The sequence below is a fragment of the Cytobacillus kochii genome (assembly GCF_020171845.1).
Classification (GTDB): Bacteria; Bacillota; Bacilli; order Bacillales; family Cytobacillaceae; genus Cytobacillus; species Cytobacillus kochii.
Genome location: NZ_JAIVAM010000002.1, coordinates 56,565 through 81,340, shown reverse-complemented (window position 1 = coordinate 81,340; position 24,776 = coordinate 56,565). Strand labels below are relative to the sequence as shown.

25 protein-coding genes and 1 pseudogene are annotated in these 24,776 nt (G+C 36.7%); 3 read left to right on the top strand and 23 right to left on the bottom strand.

Going from position 1 to position 24,776, the window contains the following annotated elements; translation table 11 throughout:
* Positions 1-357: 357 nt before the first annotated feature.
* The 3 genes from LCM23_RS01295 to LCM23_RS01285 all read right to left on the bottom strand — a co-directional run bounded on the left by LCM23_RS01295 (position 358) and on the right by LCM23_RS01285 (position 1,642).
* Entirely contained in the window at positions 358-918 is a 561-nt protein-coding gene (locus LCM23_RS01295) for an NAD(P)/FAD-dependent oxidoreductase (protein ID WP_224934850.1), read from the bottom strand.
* A gap of 85 nt (positions 919-1,003) precedes the next feature.
* Positions 1,004-1,450: a GNAT family N-acetyltransferase gene (locus LCM23_RS01290; RefSeq protein ID WP_224934848.1), complete on the bottom strand. Its 447-nt coding sequence runs from the start codon at positions 1,448-1,450 to the stop codon at positions 1,004-1,006.
* Positions 1,451-1,462: 12 nt separating this feature from the next.
* Entirely contained in the window at positions 1,463-1,642 is a 180-nt protein-coding gene (locus tag LCM23_RS01285; protein WP_224934845.1) for an excisionase family DNA-binding protein, read from the bottom strand.
* Between the two features lie 175 nt (positions 1,643-1,817).
* Between LCM23_RS01285 and LCM23_RS01280 the strand changes: the two genes are divergently transcribed.
* Positions 1,818-3,470 (top strand): PAS domain S-box protein, encoded by a 1,653-nt coding sequence (locus tag LCM23_RS01280; RefSeq protein ID WP_224934843.1) that lies wholly within the window; start codon positions 1,818-1,820, stop codon positions 3,468-3,470.
* Between the two features lie 162 nt (positions 3,471-3,632).
* Here LCM23_RS01280 and LCM23_RS01275 read toward each other — a convergent pair whose 3' ends face one another.
* The 5 genes from LCM23_RS01275 to LCM23_RS01255 form a co-directional block, all read right to left on the bottom strand.
* Positions 3,633-4,814: a toxic anion resistance protein gene (locus LCM23_RS01275; RefSeq protein ID WP_224934841.1), complete on the bottom strand. Its 1,182-nt coding sequence runs from the start codon at positions 4,812-4,814 to the stop codon at positions 3,633-3,635.
* Positions 4,811-5,467: a 5-bromo-4-chloroindolyl phosphate hydrolysis family protein gene (locus LCM23_RS01270; RefSeq protein WP_224934839.1), complete on the bottom strand. Its 657-nt coding sequence runs from the start codon at positions 5,465-5,467 to the stop codon at positions 4,811-4,813. Before LCM23_RS01270 ends, LCM23_RS01275 begins: the two co-directional genes overlap by 4 nt.
* A 297-nt stretch (positions 5,468-5,764) precedes the next feature.
* Entirely contained in the window at positions 5,765-7,207 is a 1,443-nt protein-coding gene (locus LCM23_RS01265) for a PAS domain S-box protein (protein WP_224934837.1), read from the bottom strand.
* Between the two features lie 61 nt (positions 7,208-7,268).
* Positions 7,269-8,192 (bottom strand): ketopantoate reductase family protein, encoded by a 924-nt coding sequence (locus LCM23_RS01260; RefSeq protein WP_224934835.1) that lies wholly within the window; start codon positions 8,190-8,192, stop codon positions 7,269-7,271.
* Between the two features lie 140 nt (positions 8,193-8,332).
* Entirely contained in the window at positions 8,333-8,866 is a 534-nt protein-coding gene (locus LCM23_RS01255; protein WP_404826575.1) for a class D sortase, read from the bottom strand.
* Positions 8,867-9,253: 387 nt separating this feature from the next.
* On the opposite strand from LCM23_RS01255, the gene LCM23_RS26145 reads away from it, so the two are divergent.
* Both LCM23_RS26145 and LCM23_RS01250 read left to right on the top strand, forming a co-directional pair.
* Positions 9,254-9,325, top strand: coding sequence for a ZinT/AdcA family metal-binding protein (locus LCM23_RS26145; protein ID WP_373370939.1), 72 nt, complete (start codon positions 9,254-9,256; stop codon positions 9,323-9,325).
* A 182-nt stretch (positions 9,326-9,507) separates the two neighbouring features.
* Positions 9,508-9,756: pseudogene (locus tag LCM23_RS01250) on the top strand (ZinT/AdcA family metal-binding protein); the annotation flags it as partial.
* A 115-nt stretch (positions 9,757-9,871) separates the two neighbouring features.
* Here the strand turns inward: LCM23_RS01250 and LCM23_RS01245 are convergent.
* The 15 genes from LCM23_RS01245 to LCM23_RS01175 all read right to left on the bottom strand — a co-directional run bounded on the left by LCM23_RS01245 (position 9,872) and on the right by LCM23_RS01175 (position 24,666).
* A complete protein-coding gene (locus LCM23_RS01245; protein WP_224934831.1) occupies positions 9,872-10,699 on the bottom strand; it encodes an STAS domain-containing protein in 828 nt (275 codons plus the stop codon).
* Between the two features lie 116 nt (positions 10,700-10,815).
* On the bottom strand, positions 10,816-12,081 hold the full coding sequence (locus LCM23_RS01240; RefSeq protein WP_224934829.1) for a dicarboxylate/amino acid:cation symporter: 1,266 nt from the start codon (positions 12,079-12,081) through the stop codon (positions 10,816-10,818).
* A 142-nt stretch (positions 12,082-12,223) separates the two neighbouring features.
* Complete coding sequence (locus LCM23_RS01235) at positions 12,224-13,141, bottom strand: phosphotransferase (RefSeq protein ID WP_224934827.1); 918 nt, start codon at positions 13,139-13,141, stop codon at positions 12,224-12,226.
* A gap of 220 nt (positions 13,142-13,361) precedes the next feature.
* Entirely contained in the window at positions 13,362-14,081 is a 720-nt protein-coding gene (locus tag LCM23_RS01230) for a glycerophosphodiester phosphodiesterase (RefSeq protein ID WP_224934825.1), read from the bottom strand.
* A gap of 4 nt (positions 14,082-14,085) precedes the next feature.
* Complete coding sequence (locus tag LCM23_RS01225) at positions 14,086-15,411, bottom strand: ABC transporter substrate-binding protein (RefSeq protein ID WP_224934823.1); 1,326 nt, start codon at positions 15,409-15,411, stop codon at positions 14,086-14,088.
* 22 nt (positions 15,412-15,433) lie between these two features.
* Entirely contained in the window at positions 15,434-16,246 is an 813-nt protein-coding gene (locus LCM23_RS01220; protein WP_224934821.1) for a carbohydrate ABC transporter permease, read from the bottom strand.
* Positions 16,243-17,154 (bottom strand): carbohydrate ABC transporter permease, encoded by a 912-nt coding sequence (locus LCM23_RS01215; RefSeq protein WP_224935715.1) that lies wholly within the window; start codon positions 17,152-17,154, stop codon positions 16,243-16,245. The genes LCM23_RS01220 and LCM23_RS01215 overlap by 4 nt, the downstream gene beginning before the upstream one ends.
* Before the next feature lie 19 nt (positions 17,155-17,173).
* A complete protein-coding gene (locus LCM23_RS01210; RefSeq protein ID WP_224934818.1) occupies positions 17,174-18,259 on the bottom strand; it encodes an ABC transporter ATP-binding protein in 1,086 nt (361 codons plus the stop codon).
* A 339-nt stretch (positions 18,260-18,598) separates the two neighbouring features.
* Positions 18,599-18,859: a YciI family protein gene (locus LCM23_RS01205; RefSeq protein ID WP_224935714.1), complete on the bottom strand. Its 261-nt coding sequence runs from the start codon at positions 18,857-18,859 to the stop codon at positions 18,599-18,601.
* A gap of 39 nt (positions 18,860-18,898) precedes the next feature.
* Positions 18,899-20,218, bottom strand: coding sequence for a GntP family permease (locus LCM23_RS01200; RefSeq protein WP_224934816.1), 1,320 nt, complete (start codon positions 20,216-20,218; stop codon positions 18,899-18,901).
* Between the two features lie 37 nt (positions 20,219-20,255).
* Positions 20,256-21,539: a histidinol dehydrogenase gene (gene hisD, locus LCM23_RS01195; RefSeq protein ID WP_224935713.1), complete on the bottom strand. Its 1,284-nt coding sequence runs from the start codon at positions 21,537-21,539 to the stop codon at positions 20,256-20,258.
* A 208-nt stretch (positions 21,540-21,747) separates the two neighbouring features.
* Complete coding sequence (locus LCM23_RS01190) at positions 21,748-22,731, bottom strand: LacI family DNA-binding transcriptional regulator (RefSeq protein ID WP_224934814.1); 984 nt, start codon at positions 22,729-22,731, stop codon at positions 21,748-21,750.
* Between the two features lie 144 nt (positions 22,732-22,875).
* Positions 22,876-23,418, bottom strand: coding sequence for a signal peptidase I (gene lepB, locus LCM23_RS01185; RefSeq protein WP_318247521.1), 543 nt, complete (start codon positions 23,416-23,418; stop codon positions 22,876-22,878).
* A gap of 81 nt (positions 23,419-23,499) precedes the next feature.
* Positions 23,500-23,685 (bottom strand): cysteine-rich CWC family protein, encoded by a 186-nt coding sequence (locus LCM23_RS01180; protein WP_224934812.1) that lies wholly within the window; start codon positions 23,683-23,685, stop codon positions 23,500-23,502.
* Positions 23,686-23,787: 102 nt separating this feature from the next.
* Positions 23,788-24,666 carry a helix-turn-helix domain-containing protein gene (locus tag LCM23_RS01175; protein WP_224934810.1) on the bottom strand — a complete coding sequence of 293 codons (879 nt, stop codon included), beginning with the start codon at positions 24,664-24,666 and terminating at the stop codon, positions 23,788-23,790.
* Between the last annotated feature and the right edge of the window lie 110 nt (positions 24,667-24,776).

The following is a 24,776-nucleotide window of genomic DNA, read 5'->3' as shown; positions in this document are numbered from 1 at the left end:
TAGTATTCACTATCTTTCAATAGGGAAAAAATGCTAGTTTCTCATATACGAACCTTTTAACTACAAATGATAGATGACAAATGATGGATAGAAGAGGATGATTACTATAAGGTAAACATAAATAAAAAGGAGTGATAACGAGAAGATAATTTAATGGAGAGCTTATATTTAGACCATTTTATAGATCCCTTCATTCCGTAAATTTAAAGGGCACTTCTTCTCTCCAAAATGATGGTTTTCCAATACATTAAGAATGCAAGATCGTCCTTCCATTCTCGGTCAATAGAACATGTTCTCCAACAATCGACTTCAAACCAAAAAAGCTGACCATAACAGTCAGCGTTCTTAAACAACTATTTATTTCAATACATCATGGTCAACATAACGCTCACCATTTATCTCACTAATTACATTAATAGCTACCTTCGCGCCATCTCCAGCAGTAATAATTGTATGTACACTTACACCTGCTGTCGTACCTGCAGCCCAGATGCCAGGAATATTGGTTTGACCTGATGCATCTACATCAATAATGGTTTTTACTCTTGGCTCTGTTCCCGGTTTCGTTTGTACACCTGCTTTTTCGGCTAAATCAGCCAAGAACCCTGTTGCTAAAATCACATGTTTCGCTTCATAACTACCTTCAGAAGTAGTAACAACGAAAGCTTCTTCTTTTTTCTCAAGAGATTCTACTGTTGCATCTACTAACTCTGCCCCAAATTTCTCTGCCTGTTTTTTACCCGTGCTAACCAAATCCGGACCTGATACCTCTAATACTCCATAATGGTTTTCAACCCAAGCCCTTTTTGTTACACCTTTGTCATTATCAATAACAATCACTTTCTTCCCCGCTTTAGCAGCAAATAAAGCTGCACTCGCACCAGAAGGCCCTGCTCCAACGATTAGAATATCATACATCTTCCATTCCTCCTCTAGAAATACTCTCTCTTTTCTAGAATAGACAAAATAATTAGAAATGTAAAACATTCTATCCTTTTAGAGGTCAAAGCTGCTTTTGTAAAATCACCATATGAATGAGTTGTTTACCCCCCTCATAAATAGGGCGGTCATAATGTTTCACAAAGAAATCATCAATCTGATGAGAAATATGAAATCCACACGCCTGGTAAAAAGGGATCGTAAGGGGACTATCTCCCGTTCCTACTTGAAGCTTGCGGGCTCTCCCTTTATAGATATCTTCCACAAGCTGAATCATCTTTTTGCCATATCCTTTTCGTTTTAAATGTGGGGCAACAGCCAGATTCTTTATTTCATATATATCTTCATTCTCCTTTGTTACAACACAAACGCCGATTAACTTTTGCTTTTCCTCGAAAATATAAAGGTCTCCACGCTCTAAATACTGATCAATCATATTCTCTTGTTCATCCGCAAGCAGTAACAGATCTATATATCTTTTCTTACCTTCATTAACGAGCTTTAACTTCAACATGTCACATCCTTACGCCAATTTCTTATATTTTTCTAATTGTTGAAAGTGGCTTTTAAATTGGTCTTTATAAATGAGTACTGCTCCCTCACTATCATGAATGACACGAATTTTACCTTGGAGGATCAACTCTTCTACATAAGTGACTGACACCGATAAATATTGAGCTGTCTCTTCTATTGTTAAATACATGATTAATTCATCTCCTCCAACTAGTTTCTACTATTATAACTTATTTTTTTATCGCTTATTTATCCTACAATCATACTTAATTATTAAAATACTCAATCTTTAATGGCAAAATTTTTCATAATCGATTACTATAAAATAATAGTGATTATTTGTCTTACAGAACAGGAGCATAGATATGAAAACAAAATTCTTAATCTTCTTTTTTCTAGGGAGTATCATTTGGGTCATTTCAACAAACCTACTCATTAGTGAATTTCATACATCATCTAACCTAATCTCCATGATACATATAAAAGAAATTGTATATATCTCCTTTACAACTTGTCTCTTCTACTATTTTATAAAAAGAATTGAAGAATTAAATACATCGAAAGAAGATAAAGAGAGATTATCCACACTTATTAATGCAATGGTCGATTTCGTGAATTTTAAAGACGAAAAAGGGAGATGGATCGAAGCGAATAAAGTCGCTCTTGAACTATTTAACCTTGAAGAAGACCAATATCGGGGAAAAACAGATATTGAACTCGGCGATCAAGCAAGAAGTTTTTACAAAAACTCCTTCGCTCATTGTATGATTTCAGATGAGGAAACATGGGATAGTGGAAAAATTGCGAGAATCGAGGAAAATATTTTACAACCGGATGGAACAAAGAAGACATTCGACACAATTAAAGTTCCTCTTTTTCATGAAGACCGGAGTAGAAAAGGGCTTGTAATTATCGGTAGAGATATTTCCGAAAAAAAGAGATTGGATGAATTATTACAAGAAAGTCAACAGCAATATAAATCGCTGTTTTTGTACAGCCAAGATATGATCGTCATGATGGATCTATCCGGACGGATTACTCAAGCAAACCCCCAATTTAAGGAGATAACCGGTTATCAGCCAGAAGAAGTACTCCAACAACCTATCACCCACCTATTTCCTAAAGACTTACATGATGAAGTATTTAAAAGTCTTGAACACATACGACAAACGAATCAACATATACAATGTGAGATGGCGATGAACCATAAAAATGGGCCGCAAATCATCTTAGAATGTACAGCTGTGCCTATGATTATCAACAATAAACAAGCTGGTATTATTTGTTATGGGAAAGACGTCACAAAGCTACGATTAGCTGAAGAACAATTAAGAAAAACGGAAAAATTATCTGTTGTTGGTGAACTATCAGCGAGTGTGGCTCATGAAATAAGAAACCCACTCACTTCGTTAAAAGGATTTGTACAAGTATTAACGACAGAAGACAGTAAACATGAATTTTATTATCGCATTATGGAAGAAGAATTGGATCGCATCAATCATATTGTTAGCGAACTATTACTACTAGCCAAACCACAAGAGATTAAATTCATTCAAGCAGACATCTTTGAATTACTCCATAATGTCATTTCACTATTAAAAACGGAAGCATCACTCCATAATATTCAAATTCAATTAAAGTCATATTTACGTACGCAAATTTCTATACTGTGTGAACCTAATCAACTTAAACAATTATTTATCAATTTAATTAAAAATGCTATTGAAGCCTCAACTGACGGAGACGGTCAAATCATGATTTCATTAGAAAAGGAAGAGGATACTGCTATCATAAAAATATCTGATAATGGCGATGGCATGTCTCCAGAATTATTAACAAAACTCGGAGAACCTTTTTATTCATCCAAAGAAAAAGGTACTGGTCTTGGTTTAACTGTCAGCAATAAGATAGTTCAAAGCCACAATGGTTCCATTCATTTCTCAAGTGTTTTACACGAGGGAACAACAGTAACTGTCAAGCTACCGATACAAATCGCTTCGCGTGTCCCAGTTGGATAATGAAAAAGCCAAAAGCCGGAACATTGGTATTTTGCTTGGCTATTCTTTAGTCTTTAACATAAGTATTGATCCTTTCTAGATATGCCCTTTCAGTTCAATTATTCTTCCACTCAAAAAGGCACAAACAAATACTAAATTAGCATTTGTTCGTGCCTAATGACATTATTTATCTTTTACTTCTAATAGTTTTAGCCTCAAGTCGTTTTCCATATGGGCTAGATCACTTTCGGCTTGTTTTCTTTTATGTCGACCTTCTTCTTGGATGCGCAATGTTTCTTCAATCGTTTCCACTAGGTTTTGCTGGGTTTTCTTTAATGTTTCTATATCTACTAAACCGCGTTCATTTTCTCTCGCTGTTTCGATGGTGTTCATTTTTAGCATTTCTGCATTCTTCAATAGTAAGTCATTCGTTGCCTTTGAGACGTGCTTTTGCGCTTCTACTGCATGGCGTTGGCGGATCAACGTTAAAGCAATAGAGACTTGATTCTTCCATAATGGAATGGCGGTCATAATGGATGATTGTATCTTTTCAACTAGCGCTTGGTTTGTATTTTGGATCAATCTAATTTGTGGCGCACTTTGGATGGTGATTTCTCGACTTAACTTTAAATCGTATAAACGTTTATCCAATCTTTCAGCAAATTGGACTAAGTCATTCACTTCCTGTACTTTCATTTGATCCTGTGATGATTCAGCTTTCTTTTTTAGAACCGGAATCGATTTCTCTCTCATTTCCTCAAGCTTTAGTTCCCCTGCAGCGATATAAATATTTAAGGCATGGAAATATTCTTTATTACTTTCATATAGCTTATCTAGCATAACAATGTCTGAGAGAAGCAAGTTTTTACTACGCTCTAACTTCACACTGATGCGATCAATTTGTGCACCTACCTTTTGATATTGCGACAATACTTCATGGACAGAACCTGAAAGCTTGCCGAATATCTTTGAGAAAAAGCCTTGTTTTTCATGTTTTAAATCATCCGGGTTCACTTCATTAAATTTTTGCATAAGTTCGCCCAAAATTGAACCTACTTCACCGACATCTTTTCTTTGCACATGGTCAAGCATCGCATGTGAAAAATTGAGTAACTTTGATTGAGCAGGCGTACCATATGAAATCATAGCTTGATGATTACTTGGGTCGATTTGTTCAGCTAATTGGTAAGCTTTTTGCCGGTTTTCCTCTGGAATGACATCAATTAATTTTACACGACTGGATGAGTCCTCACTTTTAACCTTTGTGACTGTCTCGTCGTCATTACCAAAAGGGTCCGCTAAAAGATCATCCAATATATCTGCACCAAGGGTAGGTTGATTTGACGTATTTTTTTCTTTTGTCATTTTAATCGCCTACTTTCATCATTCGTTTTCTCATCTTTTAATTTCTTAATGTTATGTTTGGCTACATCTATCTCATAATGAAGATCATCAATATCATTCGCTAGCACTGAACGTAAATCCTTATCCACATGAACCATTAGCTCTTGCAAAGTTTTTCTGGTCTCTGTTAATGATTGCTCAAGTTCCCAATCCTTCTTCGGTTGTGAGGAAAGAAAAACATATCTTTCAGCGAGTTCTACCGCTGAATCCAAATGCGAATAGAAGAATGATTCAGCTTGATAAAAGCGTCTCGGCTCCTTTTGCACAAGTTGGTAAATCCTTTTTGTCACTTTAATAAAATCTTTACGTTGACGACCAGACGGCCAATGGCGAATCGCCATTAAAGCACGATGTAAACGACTCATCTTGATTCGGGCATCATCTAAATTATCTTGTATAAAACGAAACTCTTTCCGCTTGAGTCCCTTACTTTTCAACCAACGATGGACAATAATTATTCCACTCAACCAATACGTAAATACACCCACACCAGCACCAATTAGTCCACTCATCCAAAAACCGTAATTCATAAAAAAGTAGCTAATTAACCATGTCAACACAGACACAGGTACAGTGATAAGTATCCGTAGAAAAAACACATAGAACGGGTTCAAAATTATCGACTCCTGACTTTACCGCTTATACTATTTACGTAATTCGTCTTATTTAAGTTTCAAAATAAGTGAACTTATTTTTACTTACCCTTACAGTATAAGAATACAACATTTGAAGGAGTTTTTTCCATGGACTAAGATTGTAATTCCAACTAAGCCTTAAGTCTTAAAGAAGATATTTACAAAAAAACTCGCTTAAATAGCGAGAAAGGCTGAAATAATGATCAAATATAAAAAAATGCATTTTCAAATATTAATGCATTCATTTATGTATCATTCTTAAAACGATGAATCTTTTTATGAATAGCCTAGTTCAACGGTTACTATTGTACCGCCACCTGGTTTACTATCAATCTTCATCGTTCCATTATGCTCTTGAATAATTTTATTACTAACAGTTAGTCCTAAACCGATTCCTTTATCCTTTGTAGTATAAAAAGGGGTACCTAAATAATGCAAACGATCTGAGCTTATACCTATACCCTCGTCTTTAAAATTAATTCTTACTCTTTTATTTCTTAATACTTCTATAGCTATAATTACTTCCCCACCATTTGGCATTGACTCCATAGAGTTTTTTAAGAAATTAATAAATACTTGCTTTAATTGATTTTGATTACAAAGTAATTCAATTTGTTGATCTGGCTTTATGAATCGAATTTGGACATTACACATCATGGCTTGTGGGTGAAGAAATTTGAATGTAGCTTCTAAAATCTCATAAAGGTCAAAATAATCATAATCAACTACTTGCGGCTTAGCTAAAGACATAAATTCATTGACAATTCCGTCAATACGCTCTAGTTCATGAGAAATAATTGATAAATACTCTTTCTGTTTATCTTTCTCCTCCATATAATGTAATAGTTTTGAGAAACCCTTTAACGATGTCAGTGGATTCCTGATCTCATGAGCCACACTTGCCGCTAGTTGACCAATAATGGATAGGCGATCTAAATTTCTTAGAGCGTCATCATTTTTCACACGATCAGTGACGTCCCTACCGACACAAACATACAATTGAATTTCATTAAATTCATTAAAAATCGGAGAAATATTAGACTCAATATATATGATATTCCCACTACTCGTTTTCATGCGTGATTGTAGAATTTGGGATTCTCCGGTATCATTAATTTTTTTATACAATAATTCACTGTATTCTCTTTCTTCTTTATTCATATGATCCATTACACCTTTACCCAGATAGGTGCCTTTTTCCAACCCTAATAATTCTTCAAAGGACGGGGATACATAAATAACCTTCTTATCTAGTCCGTACAGTAAAATTAAATCTGACGTGTGCTCTGTAATTAATCGACTGATTCCTAAATTATTTGAGACGATATCCTCAATACATTCAGAATCCGCCAATTCATTAATAAATGTAATACCACCAGCAATTTGCTCTAATGAATCATAAATGGGATAATGCGATAATTCCAAATTAATAAGATGGCCATCTTTATGAATACCCTTTGCTTCCGCTTTATCTTGAAAGGGCTTTAATATATTGTCTTTCTTCAACCGCAAATGAGTATATAAATTCGTACCAAGTGCATCTTGTTCACGATAGCCCAATAGATCCGTATACGATTGATTAATTTTATTTATCCGATGATTTATGCTTGTCAAAACGATAGCTGCAGATGTATGGTTCATTAATAAGTGAGTAACCTCAATTGGGTAAACCACCTTTAGGCTACTATGATTTTGAAAAAGCGCATCATTCTTTGACATAGAAACCTCCAAACTTCCTCTAACCCAGTTTATTCTACAATTTTATTCCTTTTCAGTGGTCTTAAACTGAATGACTATCAATATGTTGAATGTTTTCATATAACATCTTATTTGTGGTTGGTTGTGCTAGCTTGTGCTTTTTATACAATGCTATTACCGTTCCCGCAAAAAGCTCCACTTCACTTTTCCTTCCAGCCTCGACATCTTGTGCCATAGACGGCTTTCCCTCTGCATTTAATTGATCGAGAACATTTAACCAATAAGATAAGTCATCTTCTTTTAAAGTGACCCCTTCATACTGTGCTATACGAATCACTTCTCGCATTGCTGCAATCATCGTTTCTCTCGGCTCTCCCTCTACTTGAATGGTTCCATAATTCCCCCGATAGACTGCAACTGTCTGATTCACACCCACATTCAACATGAATTTGCCCCACTGTCTCTTTATCATATTAGTATCTACTTCATACGGAATACCTGTGCGATCGAAAAATTCAGCTACTTCCTTTGTCATTTTTGATGTCTCACCAGCCTCCTGATCGCCAAAACAAATCATCCCCATATGATGATAGCTTAGTATATTGTTTACTTTAACAGCATCCATCCCTTGGGCTACGCTATATAAAACCTTGTCTTCTCCAAATACACTACCTAATATGCGTTCACTTGAAATCCCGTTTAATAAAGAAAGAATGATTGTATGCTCACTGACAATTGGCTTAGCTAATTCAATGGCAGCATCCAACCCATCTGCTTTAACTGAAAAGATGAGTAAATCAACTGGTTTTTCTATGCTTTCTGGTGTTCTATAATCAAAATCGCAAAACTGTTGGTTTGCATAAACTCCTCTCTCTTTATATTTTTTCACTCTTGCCTCATCAGCAACAAATGTAAGTGCACCTTTTGATAATGAAAGGTTCATTTGGCTACCAAAAAGAACGCCCAACGCACCCAATCCAATAAAAGAAACTGATTGAATCCCCATTCATCTAACCCTTTCATACTTTTATTGAAAATTTTATCACAAAATTCTAAAAAAATAAGGGGCTAGAGAAAGTTAGTTTAATAATTTTATATGAATAAGGATTTCTTACCTATTTATTGCTCTATATTTTCGTCTTAAGACTATTTAACTCGCTCGGCATAAATAATGTATCTCTCAGGTGCATCTCCCACAAAACTAAAAGGGTAGCAAGTAGTAACAATTAATTCTTCTTCTGTTTGTTGCAATGTAATGACACTTGTATCTCCTTTATCTACAATTTTTGTTTTAGTAATTTTATAATCAAATTCTCCATATGGTACTTTTATAGTGAAAATATCATTTAATTTTAACTTGCCCATGCCTCTAAAGACAGTGTCCCTATGACCTGAAAGTACAATTTGACCTCCTTCATCCGGATATAAACTCCCTAGATAATGGCCAACTCCTTTTGCCAGATCATCTGCATCAACTCCCTCAATAATGGGTAATTCTGCATCAAGCTTTGGTATCAAAAGTATCCCTGCTGCTTCTCCTTTTTTTGGCAAATAATCTTCTGCCTTTTTCGCCCCTTCAGCAACCTTTGCCTTGGCCACTTGTAATGACTGTGATTCCTTCACATTACCAGCAACAATTGTCCAAACACTAAACCCAATAAATAATAAACCAATAAACATCAGACTAAGACCGACTTTTTTCAAGCTCGTCTACACTCCATTCAGTAACGAATTAATCTACTAAATCTTAATTCCAGTATATAGTAAATCGTTAGTAATCTGGTAGCAATATTTTATTTTTTCCACCCGCCATAAATAATAACAATTACGACTTATATTAAAAAAACTGCATACCAATATATATCAACAAGTGCAAAAAAAGAAGGATTACGAAAAATGAGAGAACAAAATGAAAAAATGAAATTTATTTTCTTTGGGAGCTTCCATCTAATTATTTTAGCTGCTTGTGCAGTGAAGGAAGTCACAGATTCATCTGCAAAAAATTAGGCTGTAGATGAAACAGATACTCGTGGTCATAGTCATCACCAAGAAGACAATGACCAGCAAATTTATGAAGGATTTTTCGGTGAGGACCAAGTAAAAGACCGCTCCCTTTCTGATTGGGAAGGAGACTGGTAATCTGGAACACTAGATGAGGTATAACAGCACAAAGTTAAAGAGCATGTAGAAAAAAATACAAAGAGTATTATACGGTAGGTTACGAAACAGAGATTGATAGAATAGAAATAGCTGGTGAAAAAAATGATATTTCATCATGAAGAAACTACACTTTCTGGAACATAGAATAGGATGGATTAAAGGTTCTTACTTATGAAGCTGGTAATCAGGGGGTTCAGTATTTGTTCAAACGAGTGGATGGAGATCAAGCCGCACCAAAGTTTGTGCAATGTAGTGACCATCATATATATTCAACACCAAGCGCTCATTTTCATATTTATCTAGGTAATGACGATCAGGAAACTCTCCTAGAAGAACTAACAAGTACGCCAACTTATGATCCATCAGATTTGAGTGAAGAAGAAATTGTTCACGAGAAGATCGTACATTAAGACCTAAATGATATAAAAGAACCTAGGTTTGTAAGAGAAAAGAAAACAGGTTCACTCACTATGAAAATAAAATAGAACACGAAAAATTTTTCATGTTCTATTTTATTTTAACTATTTATAATGTCTTTGTATGATGAATGGCTTGTGCCAATGAAGAATAGATTTTAATATTACGGAAATTAATACCTAATTGAACAGCTGTTTGCGCAATTTCTGGTCGAATACCTGAAAGACTGGCGACGGTACCAATTAATTTCAAGCCATCTATAACCTGAAAAATTTGAGCAGCCACCATTGTATCTATGATTGCTACGCCAGATAAATCAATCACAAGCTCTTCAATTTGCATATCGTTACATTGTTCGAGTGTTTTATCAAAAATGACTTGCGCACGATGAGTATCAATATCTCCAACTAGAGGGAGAATAGCTACATCCTGTTTAATTTTTATCACTGGTGTACTTAGTTCAATAATCATCTCTTGCTGTGCTTTTAACATACGATTAGATTCTTCGATATTTCTTCTACTAAATTCACTCATAATTTTTCTAAATGATTGCGAAATCAATCGATTAAGCGTGTTAACCTCTTTATGTGATAACACCGTCGTTGATTCCTCAATATAATATTGAACTACATCGAAATATTGCTCTTGCACACTAAGAAATTCACTAATGATTTCATCTAAGGGCGTGCTTAAATGGGCAGGATCCTTTGCAATAGAAGTAACCCATTCATCGAATGCTTCTGTTGGTGCCTCAGATTCTGTGTTAAATAACTCTGCAAAGATTTCATGGAATGCATGATTTTGTTTCTTTAATGTAGTAATTTGAGAATCGTCTGTTGTGCTATAGACACCATCTTTACTCTTATCTAATTCCGCATACCAATTCTCTGTTAAATCCCAAGTTTTCTCCTTAAAGTACTCGTAAAATGATTTCATCCGCATTTTCTCCTAATCATCAACATTGTGAGTATCACTTTCCCCAAAATATGATACCAGAATTCTTATACCCAATCACCTAAAACTATAAACCTATTTTTATAAATTTTTTTAAATTAAACTGTTTTTACATGGAGCGCCTTTTTCAACCAATCTTTTCCCTCTACTAATCTACTAACCATCATCGCGCACACCGTATTACCTGTTGAGTTCAGAAGTGTGGCTGGCGCATCAATAATTGTACTGATCACAGCTATAATCGGCAGTACTTCAGGCGGAAATCCAAATACACTCAAGATGAGCATTTCACCAATTAATCCCCCACTAGGTATCGCTCCCATAACCGCACCTACTAAAAAGGCGACAGCAATGATACTTAATATTGTTGGCAAATCTGTCATACTTTGCCCAAACAAGCTAAATATAAAAACAATCTTAATCACGCCACCAAAAACTGAGCCATCTTTATGGGTGTTTGCTCCTAATGGGATAACTGTTTCAGCAATATCCTTAGGTACGCCCATTTTCTTCGTCGCGTCAAGATTCACTGGAATACTTGCCGCACTTGAACATGTTGCAATTGCAGTCACTGAGGGTGAAATCGCATTTTTCCAAAATACACTGATTCCCTCTTTCCCACCAGCAATAAAGGCATACAATGTGAAAAAGCCAAAATAATAGACAAGTGTTATACCTAGATATAAAACAAAAGCACGAACATACCCACCTAAAATCTGCGGTCCTAATTCACCAATGATCGTTGCAAAATAACACCCTAGACCAATCGGCGCATAATACATAACAATCTTTACAATTTTCATCATAATATCTGTGCCTGATTGTAAGAAGGTAGCCATTGGTCTGCCTTTCTCACCTACTAGTGCGGTAGCCAAGCCAAATAAGATAGCGAAAACAATAAGCTGTAACATATTGCTTTTAGAGAATAAAAGATGGAAATCATTAACAGTCACTGTCTCAACTAGTTTTGCAAGTAACGAAATATTCTCAGGTTCCTCTTCTGCCACTTCCGCCTCATCCATCATAGCAATAATACTTGAAGTATCCGTATCTTTTAATGGATCGAATAGAGAGGTACCTGCGAATCCTAATACAGCAGAAACGACTGCTGTTAAAAAGAAAACGAGGAATGTACTTCCCATAATTTTACCTAAACGTTTCATTCCACTAATATTCGCAATCGCCGATGCTATACTAAAAAAGACGAGTGGAACAATAATCATAAACATTAAATTTAAAAATAGATCTCCAAAAGGTTTCACAACAGATGTCGCAGGCCCGAACACTACCCCTGCTATACCACCAATAAGAATAGCAGCTAATAACAAAATAGTCGTACGATAGGTCGAAAATAACTTCTTCATTATAAAAAACTCCTTCCTCTCTTACTTCATGACACAAAAAGAAAACTCACCCATTGGCGAGTTACTAATGGTAGCATTCAAATGTTCTAACTAAATTGATAACCCTTGTATTTTAGCGTATTTTTAATCTTTAAGCTAGCTATTAATGATTGGAAATGAGATTCGCTAACCCTACTTTCGCTTCTCTTATAATGCCTTCATCCTGTTTATCCATCCCATAAAAAAGTAAATAGCACATCACATGCAACCCTCTGAACATAGCTAACGATTCCGTTTCTTTATCAATTGCACCATAAATAGAAAAAAAGCGTTCCCTCATATATGATGGAACGAACGTATAAGCAACAGCTAAATCAACCGCCCGATGGCCAAGATGCATATCTCCAAAATCGATTACACCTGCAAGCCGCAAATTATTACAAATCAGAAAGTTGCGGAAATAAAAATCCCCATGAACCAATGTATTCCTTGCCGTTACACTCGTATTTATTGCTAGTTGAATGATGGCTAAAAAAGGTTTTCGCGAGTCAATAACTTCATTTGCCTCCATCCATTCTAATCGTTGAATAACTTCTAGTTTTTTTGCATGAACGTCTAGCCTGCCAATTTCATCCCCTATGATTCCATGAAAATGACTACTTGGTATTTGATGAAGTGCTTTTAAAAATAAGGCAATGTCCTCAACGATAATGCCACGATTTTCCACGCTTATCTCTCGTTCATTGGTAGAAACACCCTTAATCAACGGATAACCTGTGAATAGGTATGGAAACTTACTACTTGGTTGACCAATATATATAGGTGCAGAAATTTGAATATTACTGTGTAAGTGTTGCTTTAATTGTGGTACCAATCTATTTTCTCTTTCTATTAAGGGCACAGCAATTTTTCTTCGTGGAAATCTAAAAATGACCGATTCATTTACAACGAAGACTTTATTATCCCATCCTTCACCGCTCTCTTTAATAGTGACAGGTTCAAGTATCGGAAACTGTTCCCTAATTATTTGTTGTGCTTCGTCTATAGTAACTTCAACATCGCTATCCCATATTGCAGACAATATTCAGCCCTCCTCTTTAATAACAGTTTGCTATTTACACCTGAATCCTATCTTATCACACTAACTAAAGCTTCCTTATTTATGCTTGTAAAACTTCAATATTAAATTCCGGAGTAAAAGCTCTTTTAGACACGAAAAATACTCCCCTTTAGTTGTCAGATTTTTTAAAAATCTGTCTACTAAAGGGGAGCATACAATCACACTACACTTGCCTTACTTTTTATTTAAGTTGTTCGGGTACGTCTGTCATAATGACCTCGACACCTGTTTCAACTAATTGTTCCTTTACTGCTCTTTCGTTTACGGTATAGACACGAAGAGGATATCCTTTTTCTATCGCTTCTCTTCCATAAGTAGAAAGAGCGAAACTTGGTTGACAATGAATGGCATCGGCACCGATATCCCTTGCTACTTTAATAGCTTCCTGTTTCACACCAGCAATTAAATAACCAACCGAGATATTCGGATTTATCGCTTTTACTTTCTTTAAACTAGGTGCATTAAATGAAGAAATAATTACTCGGTCTTGTATTTGGTACCGATCAATCAAATCTAAAACTTTTCTTTCCATCCCCTCATAAGCAATGATATCGTTCTTTAATTCTATATTTAATGTAAGGTCATTGCCCTCCTCTACAAGCCACTCTAATACTAGTTGAAGTGATGGTAAACCCTCGCCGATAAAATCAGAAGAAAACCATCCTCCTGCATCTAAGCCAAGGAGTTCTTCTAAAGTTAAATCTTTAACATAACCCTTGCCATTCGTAGTACGATTGATTTGTTCATCGTGAATAATGACTAGGTGGCCGTCCTTACTCATTTGCACATCTAATTCGATTCCCTCAACTCCAGCATCTAAGGCAGCTTGGAATGCAGTCATTGTATTTTCAGGAAAGGTACCACTCATTCCTCGATGAGCATAAATAGAAACTTCATCCACCCTCTCACTGACTCCCATTTTTTCTGTTCGCTGCCTCTAATGACTGATCTATTTCTGCTGCCGCACGATCCAATGCTTCTTTCGGTTCAACACCTTGATATAGGCTTTCCATTGCACTCACAACTTTTTGACGCGCTTCTGGGAAGACAGAAATTAATGCCCCTTGAGTCGCCTCAGATGGAATTGTATTTTTCAACTGATCAACCGTTACTTTTAGCTGTGGATACTTCTCCCACTCTTCTTGTACAACCGGTAAGTCATAGGCTGCTGGGTTAATAGAAAAATAACCTGACTTTAAATGCCATTGTGCCTGTACGTCAGGAGTGGTCACATATTTCATGAACTCCCATGCAGCACGCTGTTTTTCCTCATCAATATCTTTCGCCATCCATAAAGAAGCGCCGCCAATAATTACCCCTTGTCTGTCTACTCCATCCGGTACAGGTAAATATCCTGCACCGACCTCAAACGGTGCATTATCAACTGTCGCTCTAATACCTGCTGATGAATCTAGGTACATAGCAATTTTGCCAGATTGGAAAGCGGCCCGGATATCATCCCAATTTTGTCCAGTATTATAGAAGGTACCTTCTTTATGCATCTCACTAATTAATTCAAAGACTTTTAGCCCTTCTTCACCATTAAATACTGCCTTTTCCGCATTACCAGTACGTCCGTTATCATTATCAACAAATAATCCACCTTGGACCGCGATTAATTCCTCAATAAACCAGCCGTAATTTAAAATTGAAAAGCCCACTTGGTCATCGTTCGTTAATTTCTTAGCTGCCTCTTTTAACTCACTATACGTCTCAGGCGCTTTCTCTGGATCTAATCCAGCTTCTTTAAAAGCATCTTTATTGTAAATAAGTACCGGAGTGGATGAATTGAATGGCATCGAATATTGCGTGTCATCTACAGAATAATAATTAGTGATATTCTTCTCCCATTGATTCATATCGTATCCTTCATCATCAATAAATTTCTGCACTGGTTGTATTTTCCCTGAATCAATCATATATTTCGTCCCGACTTCAAAAGTTTGCATGATTGCTGGGGCATCTTCTGTTCCAGCTACCGTATTAAACTTCGTAATCGCTTCTTCATATGTCCCTTGAAAAACAGGTGTAACTGTAATCTCATCTTGTTCCGCATTGAAACCATCAGCTACTTCTTGCACAACATGCTCAAGCTCGCCACTCATCGAATGCCAAAATATCACTTCTGTTTTTCCATCTTCACTAGCTTCCTCTGTATTTGCCGAATCATTTGAACATGCCGTCATGAATATGAGCATACATAAGATACTGACCACCCAAAGCTTCTTCATTCTTTTCATCCTCTCCCCACTTCTACTTTATTGCTCCTCTAGTTAACCCTTCTTGTAAACGTTTTTGACCAACAAAGATTAATAGTAAAGTTGGCAAAATGACGAGCATCACCCCTGCCATTACCACCCCCCATTCAGAGGCAATTTCTTGTGTCTGCATCTGCTTTAAGCCAATTTGGACGGTCCTTACCTTTTCATCATTCGTGACAAGCAATGGCCATAAGTACATATTCCAAGCCGTCAAAAAGCAATAGATTCCGAGCGTTATTAAACTAGTTTTCGAAATCGGCAAGACAACCGTTAAGAAGAACTTAAAGCGACTCACCCCCGAAACCTGGGAAGCTTCATATAATTCAATAGGAATCGTCTTAAATTGTTGTCTAAGCAGAAAAGTCCCAAAGGCCATAGCGAAGAAAGGAATCGTTAATCCTGGAAAACTATTTAACCATCCCAGTGATTGTATCGTTTGAAAATTTGGTACCATCGTCGCTTCCCAAGGAATCATCATCGTGGAAATAAAAAGCATAAACAAAAGGTTTTTCCCTTTAAATTTTGTAAAAACAAAAGCAAAGGCTGCTAAACTGCAGAGTAGTAATTGTCCCAACATAATGACTGTGGATACGACCAAGCTATTGATCAAATACCGCAGTAACGGAACCTTTTCGAAAGCATTCAGATAGTTGGTTAGTGTAAAGTTTTCTGGTATGAGCTTTCCTTGCAGAACTTCTCCCCCTTGCATAAAACTAATCATAAAAGCGTAGACAATGGGAAAAAACATGATAAAACCTGAGAGAATAAGGACTAAATATAATAAGATTTTCTTCCCGATTGTCATTGATAATGCACCTTCCTCTCACCGAGCTTGAACTGGATCACTGTCAAGATGAAGACACATAGAAAGAGAAGAACCGCCTGTGCGCTGGCAGAACCAATATTATAGTTAATGAAGGCATCTTTATAAATGGAATACACAATCACATTGGTTGAATCGATTGGTCCTCCCTTTGTCAAAATATCGATTTGCCCAAATGACTGAAATGAATTAATCATCGTCACTGTAAGAACAAAGAAAAGTGTTGGTGATAGCATTGGGAGTGTGATTTTTCTAAAGGAATAAGAAGAACTTACCCCAGCAATTCTTGCGCTTTCATATAATTGGGAATCGATATTTTGTAAACCCCCTAGCAAAATGAGAAACGTAAACCCTGTATTCATCCAAATCGTCGCGATTGCGACTGAGAGCAACGCAGTATTCGGATCTAATAAGAAATGCATATCAGCAAAACCAAAAACGTTTAGTATTTTGTTCGCTATGCCAATCGAAGGGTTATAAATAAACATCCATATGACTGATGAGGCAGCTACGCTCATGCCCATCGTTGAGGAAAAGATGGTTCTAAAGAAACCAATGCCTTTCAATTTCTGATTAGCTAGTAAAGCCAAAGCAAGAGCGAGAATCACACCAACTGGTACCGTGTATAAAACGAATAAGAAAGTGGCCTTAGCACTTGTTAAAAAACTAGTTGAAGAAAGCAATGTAGTAAAGTTCTCCCAACCTGCAAAAGACAACGGTTTTCCTTGTGTATCAGTATAGAAAAAGCTCAAATATACCGTCCTAACCATCGGATAAAATAGAAAAATAATAAATAAAATAAAAGATGGTAGTACATATAACCAGCCTTCAAAAGATGCAAGGGAAAATCGATTTTTTCTTAGAGTTGGCCGCTTTGGGTCAACGTTCATATTAAGTGATGACATAAAACTAAATCACCTCCACACCTTCAAGAAAAGTATTCTGTTTCGTTTGATCATCAAAGAAAACTAAGTCCTCTGTTTTGATAGCAAAAGAAACCTTCTCTCCTAAAGGGATCGCATGTTGACCTTGCCACCTTGCTGTCCACTGCAATTTATCCGTTAACTGAAAATTAATTAGTGTTTCTGTCCCAAGCATTTCTACATTTGTAACGATAGCTTGCAATGTGGCCTCATCCGTATTCGTTGCTCTTACTAAATGCTCAGGTCTAATTCCAATCGTGAATTCACCGGTTAAATTATGATGAATTTGCGGGAGCGTTGTATCGCATGGCAGATGGACATTTCCATTTTGAATATATCCATTCACCATATTCATCGGCGGTGCACCAATAAAGGATGCCACAAACGTATTCGCCGGGTGATTATAAATATCAAGCGGCTTCCCAACTTGTTGCACTTCACCTTGATTTAAAATCATCATGCGATCGGCCATCGTCATCGCCTCTGTTTGATCATGTGTGACATAAATCATCGTAATACCCAATTTTCTTTGTAACTGCCTTATCTCTGAACGCATTTTTGTTCTCAATTTTGCATCAAGATTTGAAAGTGGTTCATCCATTAAACATATAGGATCTTGTGTAACGATTGCTCTAGCGAGTGCTACACGCTGCCTTTGACCACCCGATAATTCCCTTGGTTTCCTTTTCAAATATGGTGTGAGTCCAAGCATTTCTGCCGCTTCCTTACACCTCTGAGATTGTTCAACTTTCGTCAGTTTTTTCACATGTAGACCAAAGGCAATGTTTTGTTCAACTGTCATATGAGGAAACAGAGCATAATTTTGAAACACCATAGATAATTCTCTCTTACTTGGCTTTAACTTATTTGCATAAGCCCCGCCAATATAAAGCTCACCACTACTTATTTCCTCTAATCCAGCAATCATCCTTAACAACGTACTTTTTCCACAACCAGAGGGCCCGACTAACACAAAAAATTCCCCAGGCTCAATCACTATATCAATCCCTTTTAACACTTCTATATCCGCTTGGTAAGACTTTCTCATCTGTTTTAATTCCAAAGCACGCATATTCTCTCACCCCTTATACCGCCCCCTAAAGAAAGCCATATACCGATGAAGTAAAAAACCCTTTACTCGTCGAATATACGGCTTTTTGAAAGAAGGCAAGTCTATCCACTTGTTATATATTCATGATACTTTTGGAATATGAAGGAAATATTAGATTCCCGTATAATAATGTAAAATACGCTTAAACTTTATGGATATACGGTAAAGACAGTGGTGAGAACAGATTATATAATCGGTTGTTCACATCGCCGTTATCCAATCCAGCACCTACTTCCTATCTACTCTTCAAACAAAAAAAAGAACATACATAGATATGCATGTTCTTATTCCAATATATGACTACTCGATGATAGACCATTCCTTTAGCTCTAATCGACGAGCATGATGGACAATATATGGGTCATTTTCTGCTAATGTCATTGCTTCATCGTAACTATCGGCATTGTATACGACTAGCCCACCAGTTCCATCAGCAAAGGGACCTTTGGCGAAGATTTTCTGTTCTTTCTCCAGTTTGTTTAAATACGCTAGGTGATCTGGACGAATCTCCTTACTTTTCTCAATATCTACCATATGCAGAATTGCCACAAAATAAGATATGACGATAACCTCCTATGAATCTATTTACTTTTTTCTAGATTATACACCAACACCGAAAGAAAATAGAATAACCGCTAGTACAACAGCAGCAATTGGTACCACTACAGTCATTAAACCGAATGCGGGATAAGCATCTTTATGCGTTTCTCCAGCAATAGAACGAATGGTTGTCACCGCATATCCTCCATGTGGTAATGAATCAAGCGTACCTGAAGATAAGGATACCGTTCTATGGAGCGCTTCTGCATTCACACCCATATCTAAATAATGAGGTGCTAAGATTGGTAAAGCAATTGTTTGCCCGCCAGATGAGGAACCGGTTAATCCAGCGATAACCATAACAGACAATGCCCCTCCAATTAATGGTGAACCGGGAATACTGGTCATAAAATCTACAGCAGAAGAAAACGCAGGTGTGATTTTTGCTACACCGCCAAAACCAACAACAGCAGCCGTATTTCCAATTGCTATAAGAGCTCCCATTGTTCCTTCTCCCACAGCTTCCCAGAAATTTCTGAAATATTTACGATTAAGTAGCCATGTAGCTATAACACCACCTGTTAAGGCAAGAATTAATGCGGATTGCGCTAAAGAATCGTGGAAAACAAAGGCAACAATAAGAACAACTAATAAAGGAATAAGGCTTAATAAAGGATGAGGTAATTCACTTCTTATTTCATTGTTATCTGTATCTCTTCCAACAAATTTTTCTCCCTTCCTTACCGCCCTTCGTATCACTTTCGTCAATAACCAATAGCCAAATATAAGCATAAATATCGCTGTTATTATACTAACTTCCCATCCGGCATATGGGTTTGTCCCTAAATAAGGAATTGGAATCCAGTTTTGTATTTCTGGTGAACCTGCAGATGTCATTGTAAAAGTTGTTGACCCAAAAGCAAGTGCAGCCGGAATAAATCGCCGAGGTAAATCGGCTTCTTTAAACAAACTTACTGCCATCGGGTAAACAGCAAAGGCAACTACGAATAAACTAACACCACCATAGGTTAATACTGCACAAGAAAGGACTACTGCAAGCACAGCATGCTTCATCCCGATTTTTGTTACAATCCAATGGGAAACGCTTTCAGCAGCACCGCTATCTTCCATTACCTTCCCAAATATAGCCCCGGCTAAAAACATCAAGTACCATGAAGTAATGAAACCGGCAAAACCATCCATATAACCCGTAATGAAATCTACTTCATCCTTACCTGCAAACTGTGGAAATAACGGAACACCATTCAGCACTGCAACAAACAGTGCTGAAAGTGGCGCTACAATTAAAAGGTTCATCCCACGCATCACAAGGACAGTAAGTAAGACTAATCCACCAATTAAACCGATCATACTTAACATTGAATATCACCTGCTTTTTATCTAGTTAAAAGCTCATTTACTGTTGATTTCCGTATCTTCTCACACGTAGTAAAGCTTGTTCTGCATGTCCTGCGAAATTCTCTAATTGACATAAACGTGCAGCATATTCACCAATATAGGCACTTTGTTCTTTTGATGTTACCTTTTGATAGGTCACTGTTTTAAGAAACTTGCCTACCCACAAGCCACCAGTATATTTGGCTGCCCCTTTTGTTGGTAGTGTATGGTTGGTACCAATCACCTTATCACCGTATGCTACATTCGTTTCTGGTCCTAAGAACAAGCAGCCATAATTCGTCATATTCTCTAAAAAGAAGTCTGGGTTTTTTGTTAATATCTCTACATGTTCAAATGCAAGTCTATCTGCTTCTGTTAAAGCTTCCTGCTCGTCCTCAACTAAAAGGATTTGTCCATAATCATTCCAAGAAACACGTGCTACATCAGCAGTCGGTAATATCTTTAATTGGCGTTCAATTTCCTTCACTGTTTCCTCTGCAATTTTTTTAGAGGTAGTGATTAATGCACCTGGAGATGTCGGTCCATGCTCTCCTTGACCTAATAAGTCAGTAGCAATCATTTCAGGATCACTGGTTTCATCAGCCACGACTAGTGTTTCCGTAGGTCCAGCGAATAAATCGATACCCACGCGACCATATAATTGACGTTTGGCTTCTGCAACAAAAGCATTTCCTGGACCAACAATCATATCAACCGCTTCCATTGTTTCCGTGCCAATTGCCATACCAGCCATTGCCTGAATTCCACCTAAAATATAAATTTCATCTGCTCCTGCTTTATGCATAGCGTACACAGTTGCTGCAGGGATTTCACCATTGATGGGAGGAGTACAAGCGATGACCCTTTTTACCCCAGCAACTTTCGCAGTTAAAACACTCATATGCGCTGAAGCCACCATTGGATAACGTCCACCTGGGATATAACAACCTACACTATTAACTGGAATATTCTTATGACCTAAAATAACACCTGGCATTGTTTCAACTTCAATGTCTTTCATTGATTTTCGTTGCTCTTCGGCAAAATTCCTAATGTTATTTTGAGCAAACTCAATATCTAAAATAGTTTGTTCAGGAATCGAAGCGCAAATCTCCTCTATTTGTTGCTCACTTAAACGAAAAGTTTCTGGAGACCATTTATCAAATTTTTCCGATAGTTCTTTTAAAGCCTGATCCCCTTCTTTTTCAATTTTATTAATTGTGTTTCTTACAATCTCAGAAACTTTTAAATCTTCTTGTTGAATATCCTCTTCTACTTTTCCTCTTTTTAGGTAAATGACCATCATTCATTTCCTCACTTTCTGGATTTTTGCATACGTATGCAAAAACTTTTAAAAAAAATATCATTTTGTTTTGCATACGTATGCAAAGGTTATGAAATAGATGATAAATGAAGCGTTTTCATTTGTCAAATATATATTTTGTTATTTTCCTATATTCAGAAATTTTTACATAAAGAAAAATCCTTGGGCTGCAAGGACTTTCCTTCTTTTATTTTGTCGTTTGACGATGGATAAACTTACCTTGAACCTTCACTGTCTTATGCCCGGTTTCCCGCTGATTTCGTTCAAGGAGGCGAATGGTTTCATCCACCATCTCTTCAATAGGTTGAACCCATGTAGAAAGATTATAATTAGGCCAAGAGGACATTTTGATATCATCAAAACCAATCACCATTGTCTGTTCTGGCACCTTTATTTCCTTGCTTTTCAATGCATCAAGAGCACCTAATGCCGTAATATCATTAGCCCCAAATATCACATCTGGTACATACTCTTTTTCAATCAATTCTTTTGTTAAGAAAAAGGCTTTCTCGTATGTATAGTCACCTTCAAGAATCTTGACGGGGATTCCTTTGTTTTTGAAGTAATTAACAAATCCTTCTTGTCTTTCCTGACTAGTTGATGTATTTATTTTACCTGTAATAAAGACGATTTTTTCACAGTACAGGCGATCGACATATTTTGCTATTTCATTTGCTGCATTGATATTATCACAACTGACAGAATTACACTCAAGATTCTTATCATAGCGATTAAACAATGTCACTGGAATATGATTATTTTTTAGTTTAGTCACAATGTTAGATGAGAGCATTGCATCTGTAATTATAATCCCCTCGACATTATATTCAAGAAAATGATTGATTTCCTCTTGCTGTATCTCTTCATTTTCTGTATAGACAAATAAAACTGAATATCCCTTCGCTTTTAGCTTGTTCGTAAAAATCCCTAATACTTCATGGTAAAATGGGTTTTGAATATCCTTCATTGCTAATCCAATCATATTTGTTCGTTTCGTTATAAGACTTCGTGCAAGAGCATTCGGCTGATAGTTTAACTGCTCAGCCACCTCAAGCACTCGCTGTCTCGTCTTCTCGGACACGCTTGCACCTGGAGTAAATACTCTTGATACAGTTGACTGCGAAACATTTGCCAACCTCGCCACTTCCATCGCCGATACTATCCTTTTCACTGTTTTTTCGACTCCTAATTATTTTGATATGTTATAGTTTAACATTTTTTCGAGTGAATGTTAGAACCTAACATGACGTTATCAATAAAGTTCTATTCACGAAAAAAACCTAGCGAATCAACAAACTAGGTTTTTCCTTCTCCCTTATTTAACGACTTCCATATGATCCATCGGCCAAATAACCGCTTTGGCTTTCCCAAGGATTCTTTCTTCAGAGATGACACCTATGACCCTACTATCAAGACTTCGTTTTCGGTTATCTCCTAATACAAAATAATGCCCTTCAGGAACAACGGTTTGACTTACTTTCGTATCTTTGAGCTCAAAATCATCTGTAAGCATGCCTCTTTCTAGTGCTTCTTTTAACTCATTTAAATAAGATTCATCGTATTCCTTACCATTTATGTATAAATGATCATTTTCATAGGTAATTTCATCTCCTGGCAGGCCAATTACTCTTTTAATAAAATTACGCTCTCCATCACTATCAAAGACTACAATATCAAAGCGGTCAGGTTCACCTAATTTACTCATAACAACTCGGCTTTGGTCATGTAATGTCGGTTCCATTGAAGCCCCATCTACAACGACAGGAGAAAAGATGAAAATACGGATAAGAAAAGAAATAATTAGTGCAATTATCAATGCTTTGATCCACTCAAACATTTCAGTTCGGACTTTTTGCACACACAATACCTCCTAATATTTCTCCATTTTCTATTCGCTATCAAGCGAGCAAACTCCTCCTGAATGTAAAATATATACATCTCACTTTTTATATTTTCTTATACATCTCTCACAAACACAACTTTTTCCCCTATTCTCCTGAGGAATTAATTCTAAGAGTGTTTGTGGGATACCACCAATATGGAAGCACCAACAATCCTTGAGCTTGCTCTCTTCAAGCCCACAGTTGTTTTGCTCACCACAAACTGGACATTGTTGTTTATTCATCCTTTCACCTCTCACCCAATACTACTCAGCTTTTATTATGGCATAAACAGGAGATGAAGTTCACAGAAAAATAGGAAAAGCATGTAGCCTTTCCTTTAGCATCTATTCACTAAAATCAAGATTTTGCGGTTCTTTTGGTAGACTCTCTTGAAAAGAAAGGTTCGTTGTTGGCACATGTTCACTGACCTCTACTAATTGAAACCCATCCATCCAGACCTTCCCTTTTCCAATGAGTAATACCCCGAAATGAATGGACATACTCTCTTCAGGCACATCTAATACAATGGTATAATGATTCCACGCATTTGTACCCGTAATGGGGCGATTATCCATATTATCGAACTGTAGCACATCACCATTATTGTCATCTACTCTCATCCAAGCCCCACATTTTTCTACATCTTCCGTCTTTATATAACATGTTAGTTTCAGTCTTTTCCCTCTATATTTCTCAGCTTGGAACTGTTGCATAATAGTAGCGAATTGCTGGCTATTTACATCACTAATATTTTTAAGTAAAGCAGATTGATGCCCCGTATGGAAAGTTTGTTGGTCCAATGTCATTTGATAATATTCTGGGGCGCTTCCACTTAATATCCAGCCATGAATAATTGTTTCTCTCGTCATCTTATTGTTCTCCTCCTTTAAATGGATAAGACTAAATAACTTACGGTACTTGCCCGGTGGTAGAGAATAAATCTCTTTAAAGGCCCTCGTAAAAGCCTCTTGAGATTGAAAATGAAGCAAAAAAGCAATCGAAAGAATAGATTCATCACTGTCTATTAATAACGATACTGCTAAAGCAAGCCTACGAAAACGAATATATTCACCAATTGTCCGACCCGTTTCTTGTTTGAATACCCTTATGAGATGAAACTTGGAATATCCTACATTCCTTGTTAAATCATCAAGTTGGATCTTATCTAGTAGATGCGTCTCTATAAAACAAATTGTTTTTTGCGTCGTTTCACTATACTGCACACTCACTCACCTCCCCTTTATTTTACGATAGCTGATTGAGGTTTTTTTGATGGGGATTGCTAAAATAATTATTTATTATCCTACAGGGGGAATTTATTCGATGGTTACTT

Coding starts and splice junctions, on each gene's coding strand:
- LCM23_RS01265 (WP_224934837.1), bottom strand. CDS start 7,207: ATGTCAAAGAATGATGCGCTTTTTCAAAATCATAGTAGCCTAAAGGTG.
- LCM23_RS01240 (WP_224934829.1), bottom strand. CDS start 12,081: ATGAAGAAGTTATTTTCGACCTATCGTACGACTATTTTGTTATTAGCT.
- LCM23_RS01280 (WP_224934843.1), top strand. CDS start 1,818: ATGAAAACAAAATTCTTAATCTTCTTTTTTCTAGGGAGTATCATTTGG.
- LCM23_RS01200 (WP_224934816.1), bottom strand. CDS start 20,218: ATGTTAAGTATGATCGGTTTAATTGGTGGATTAGTCTTACTTACTGTC.
- LCM23_RS01220 (WP_224934821.1), bottom strand. CDS start 16,246: ATGACAATCGGGAAGAAAATCTTATTATATTTAGTCCTTATTCTCTCA.
- LCM23_RS01255 (WP_404826575.1), bottom strand. CDS start 8,866: ATGTTTATTGGTTTATTATTTATTGGGTTTAGTGTTTGGACAATTGTT.
- LCM23_RS01260 (WP_224934835.1), bottom strand. CDS start 8,192: ATGGGGATTCAATCAGTTTCTTTTATTGGATTGGGTGCGTTGGGCGTT.
- LCM23_RS01180 (WP_224934812.1), bottom strand. CDS start 23,685: ATGAATAAACAACAATGTCCAGTTTGTGGTGAGCAAAACAACTGTGGG.
- LCM23_RS01275 (WP_224934841.1), bottom strand. CDS start 4,814: ATGACAAAAGAAAAAAATACGTCAAATCAACCTACCCTTGGTGCAGAT.
- LCM23_RS01210 (WP_224934818.1), bottom strand. CDS start 18,259: ATGCGTGCTTTGGAATTAAAACAGATGAGAAAGTCTTACCAAGCGGAT.
- LCM23_RS01295 (WP_224934850.1), bottom strand. CDS start 918: ATGTATGATATTCTAATCGTTGGAGCAGGGCCTTCTGGTGCGAGTGCA.
- LCM23_RS01285 (WP_224934845.1), bottom strand. CDS start 1,642: ATGTATTTAACAATAGAAGAGACAGCTCAATATTTATCGGTGTCAGTC.
- LCM23_RS01245 (WP_224934831.1), bottom strand. CDS start 10,699: ATGAAATCATTTTACGAGTACTTTAAGGAGAAAACTTGGGATTTAACA.
- LCM23_RS01215 (WP_224935715.1), bottom strand. CDS start 17,154: ATGAACGTTGACCCAAAGCGGCCAACTCTAAGAAAAAATCGATTTTCC.
- hisD (WP_224935713.1), bottom strand. CDS start 21,539: ATGGTCATTTACCTAAAAAGAGGAAAAGTAGAAGAGGATATTCAACAA.
- LCM23_RS01225 (WP_224934823.1), bottom strand. CDS start 15,411: ATGAAGAAGCTTTGGGTGGTCAGTATCTTATGTATGCTCATATTCATG.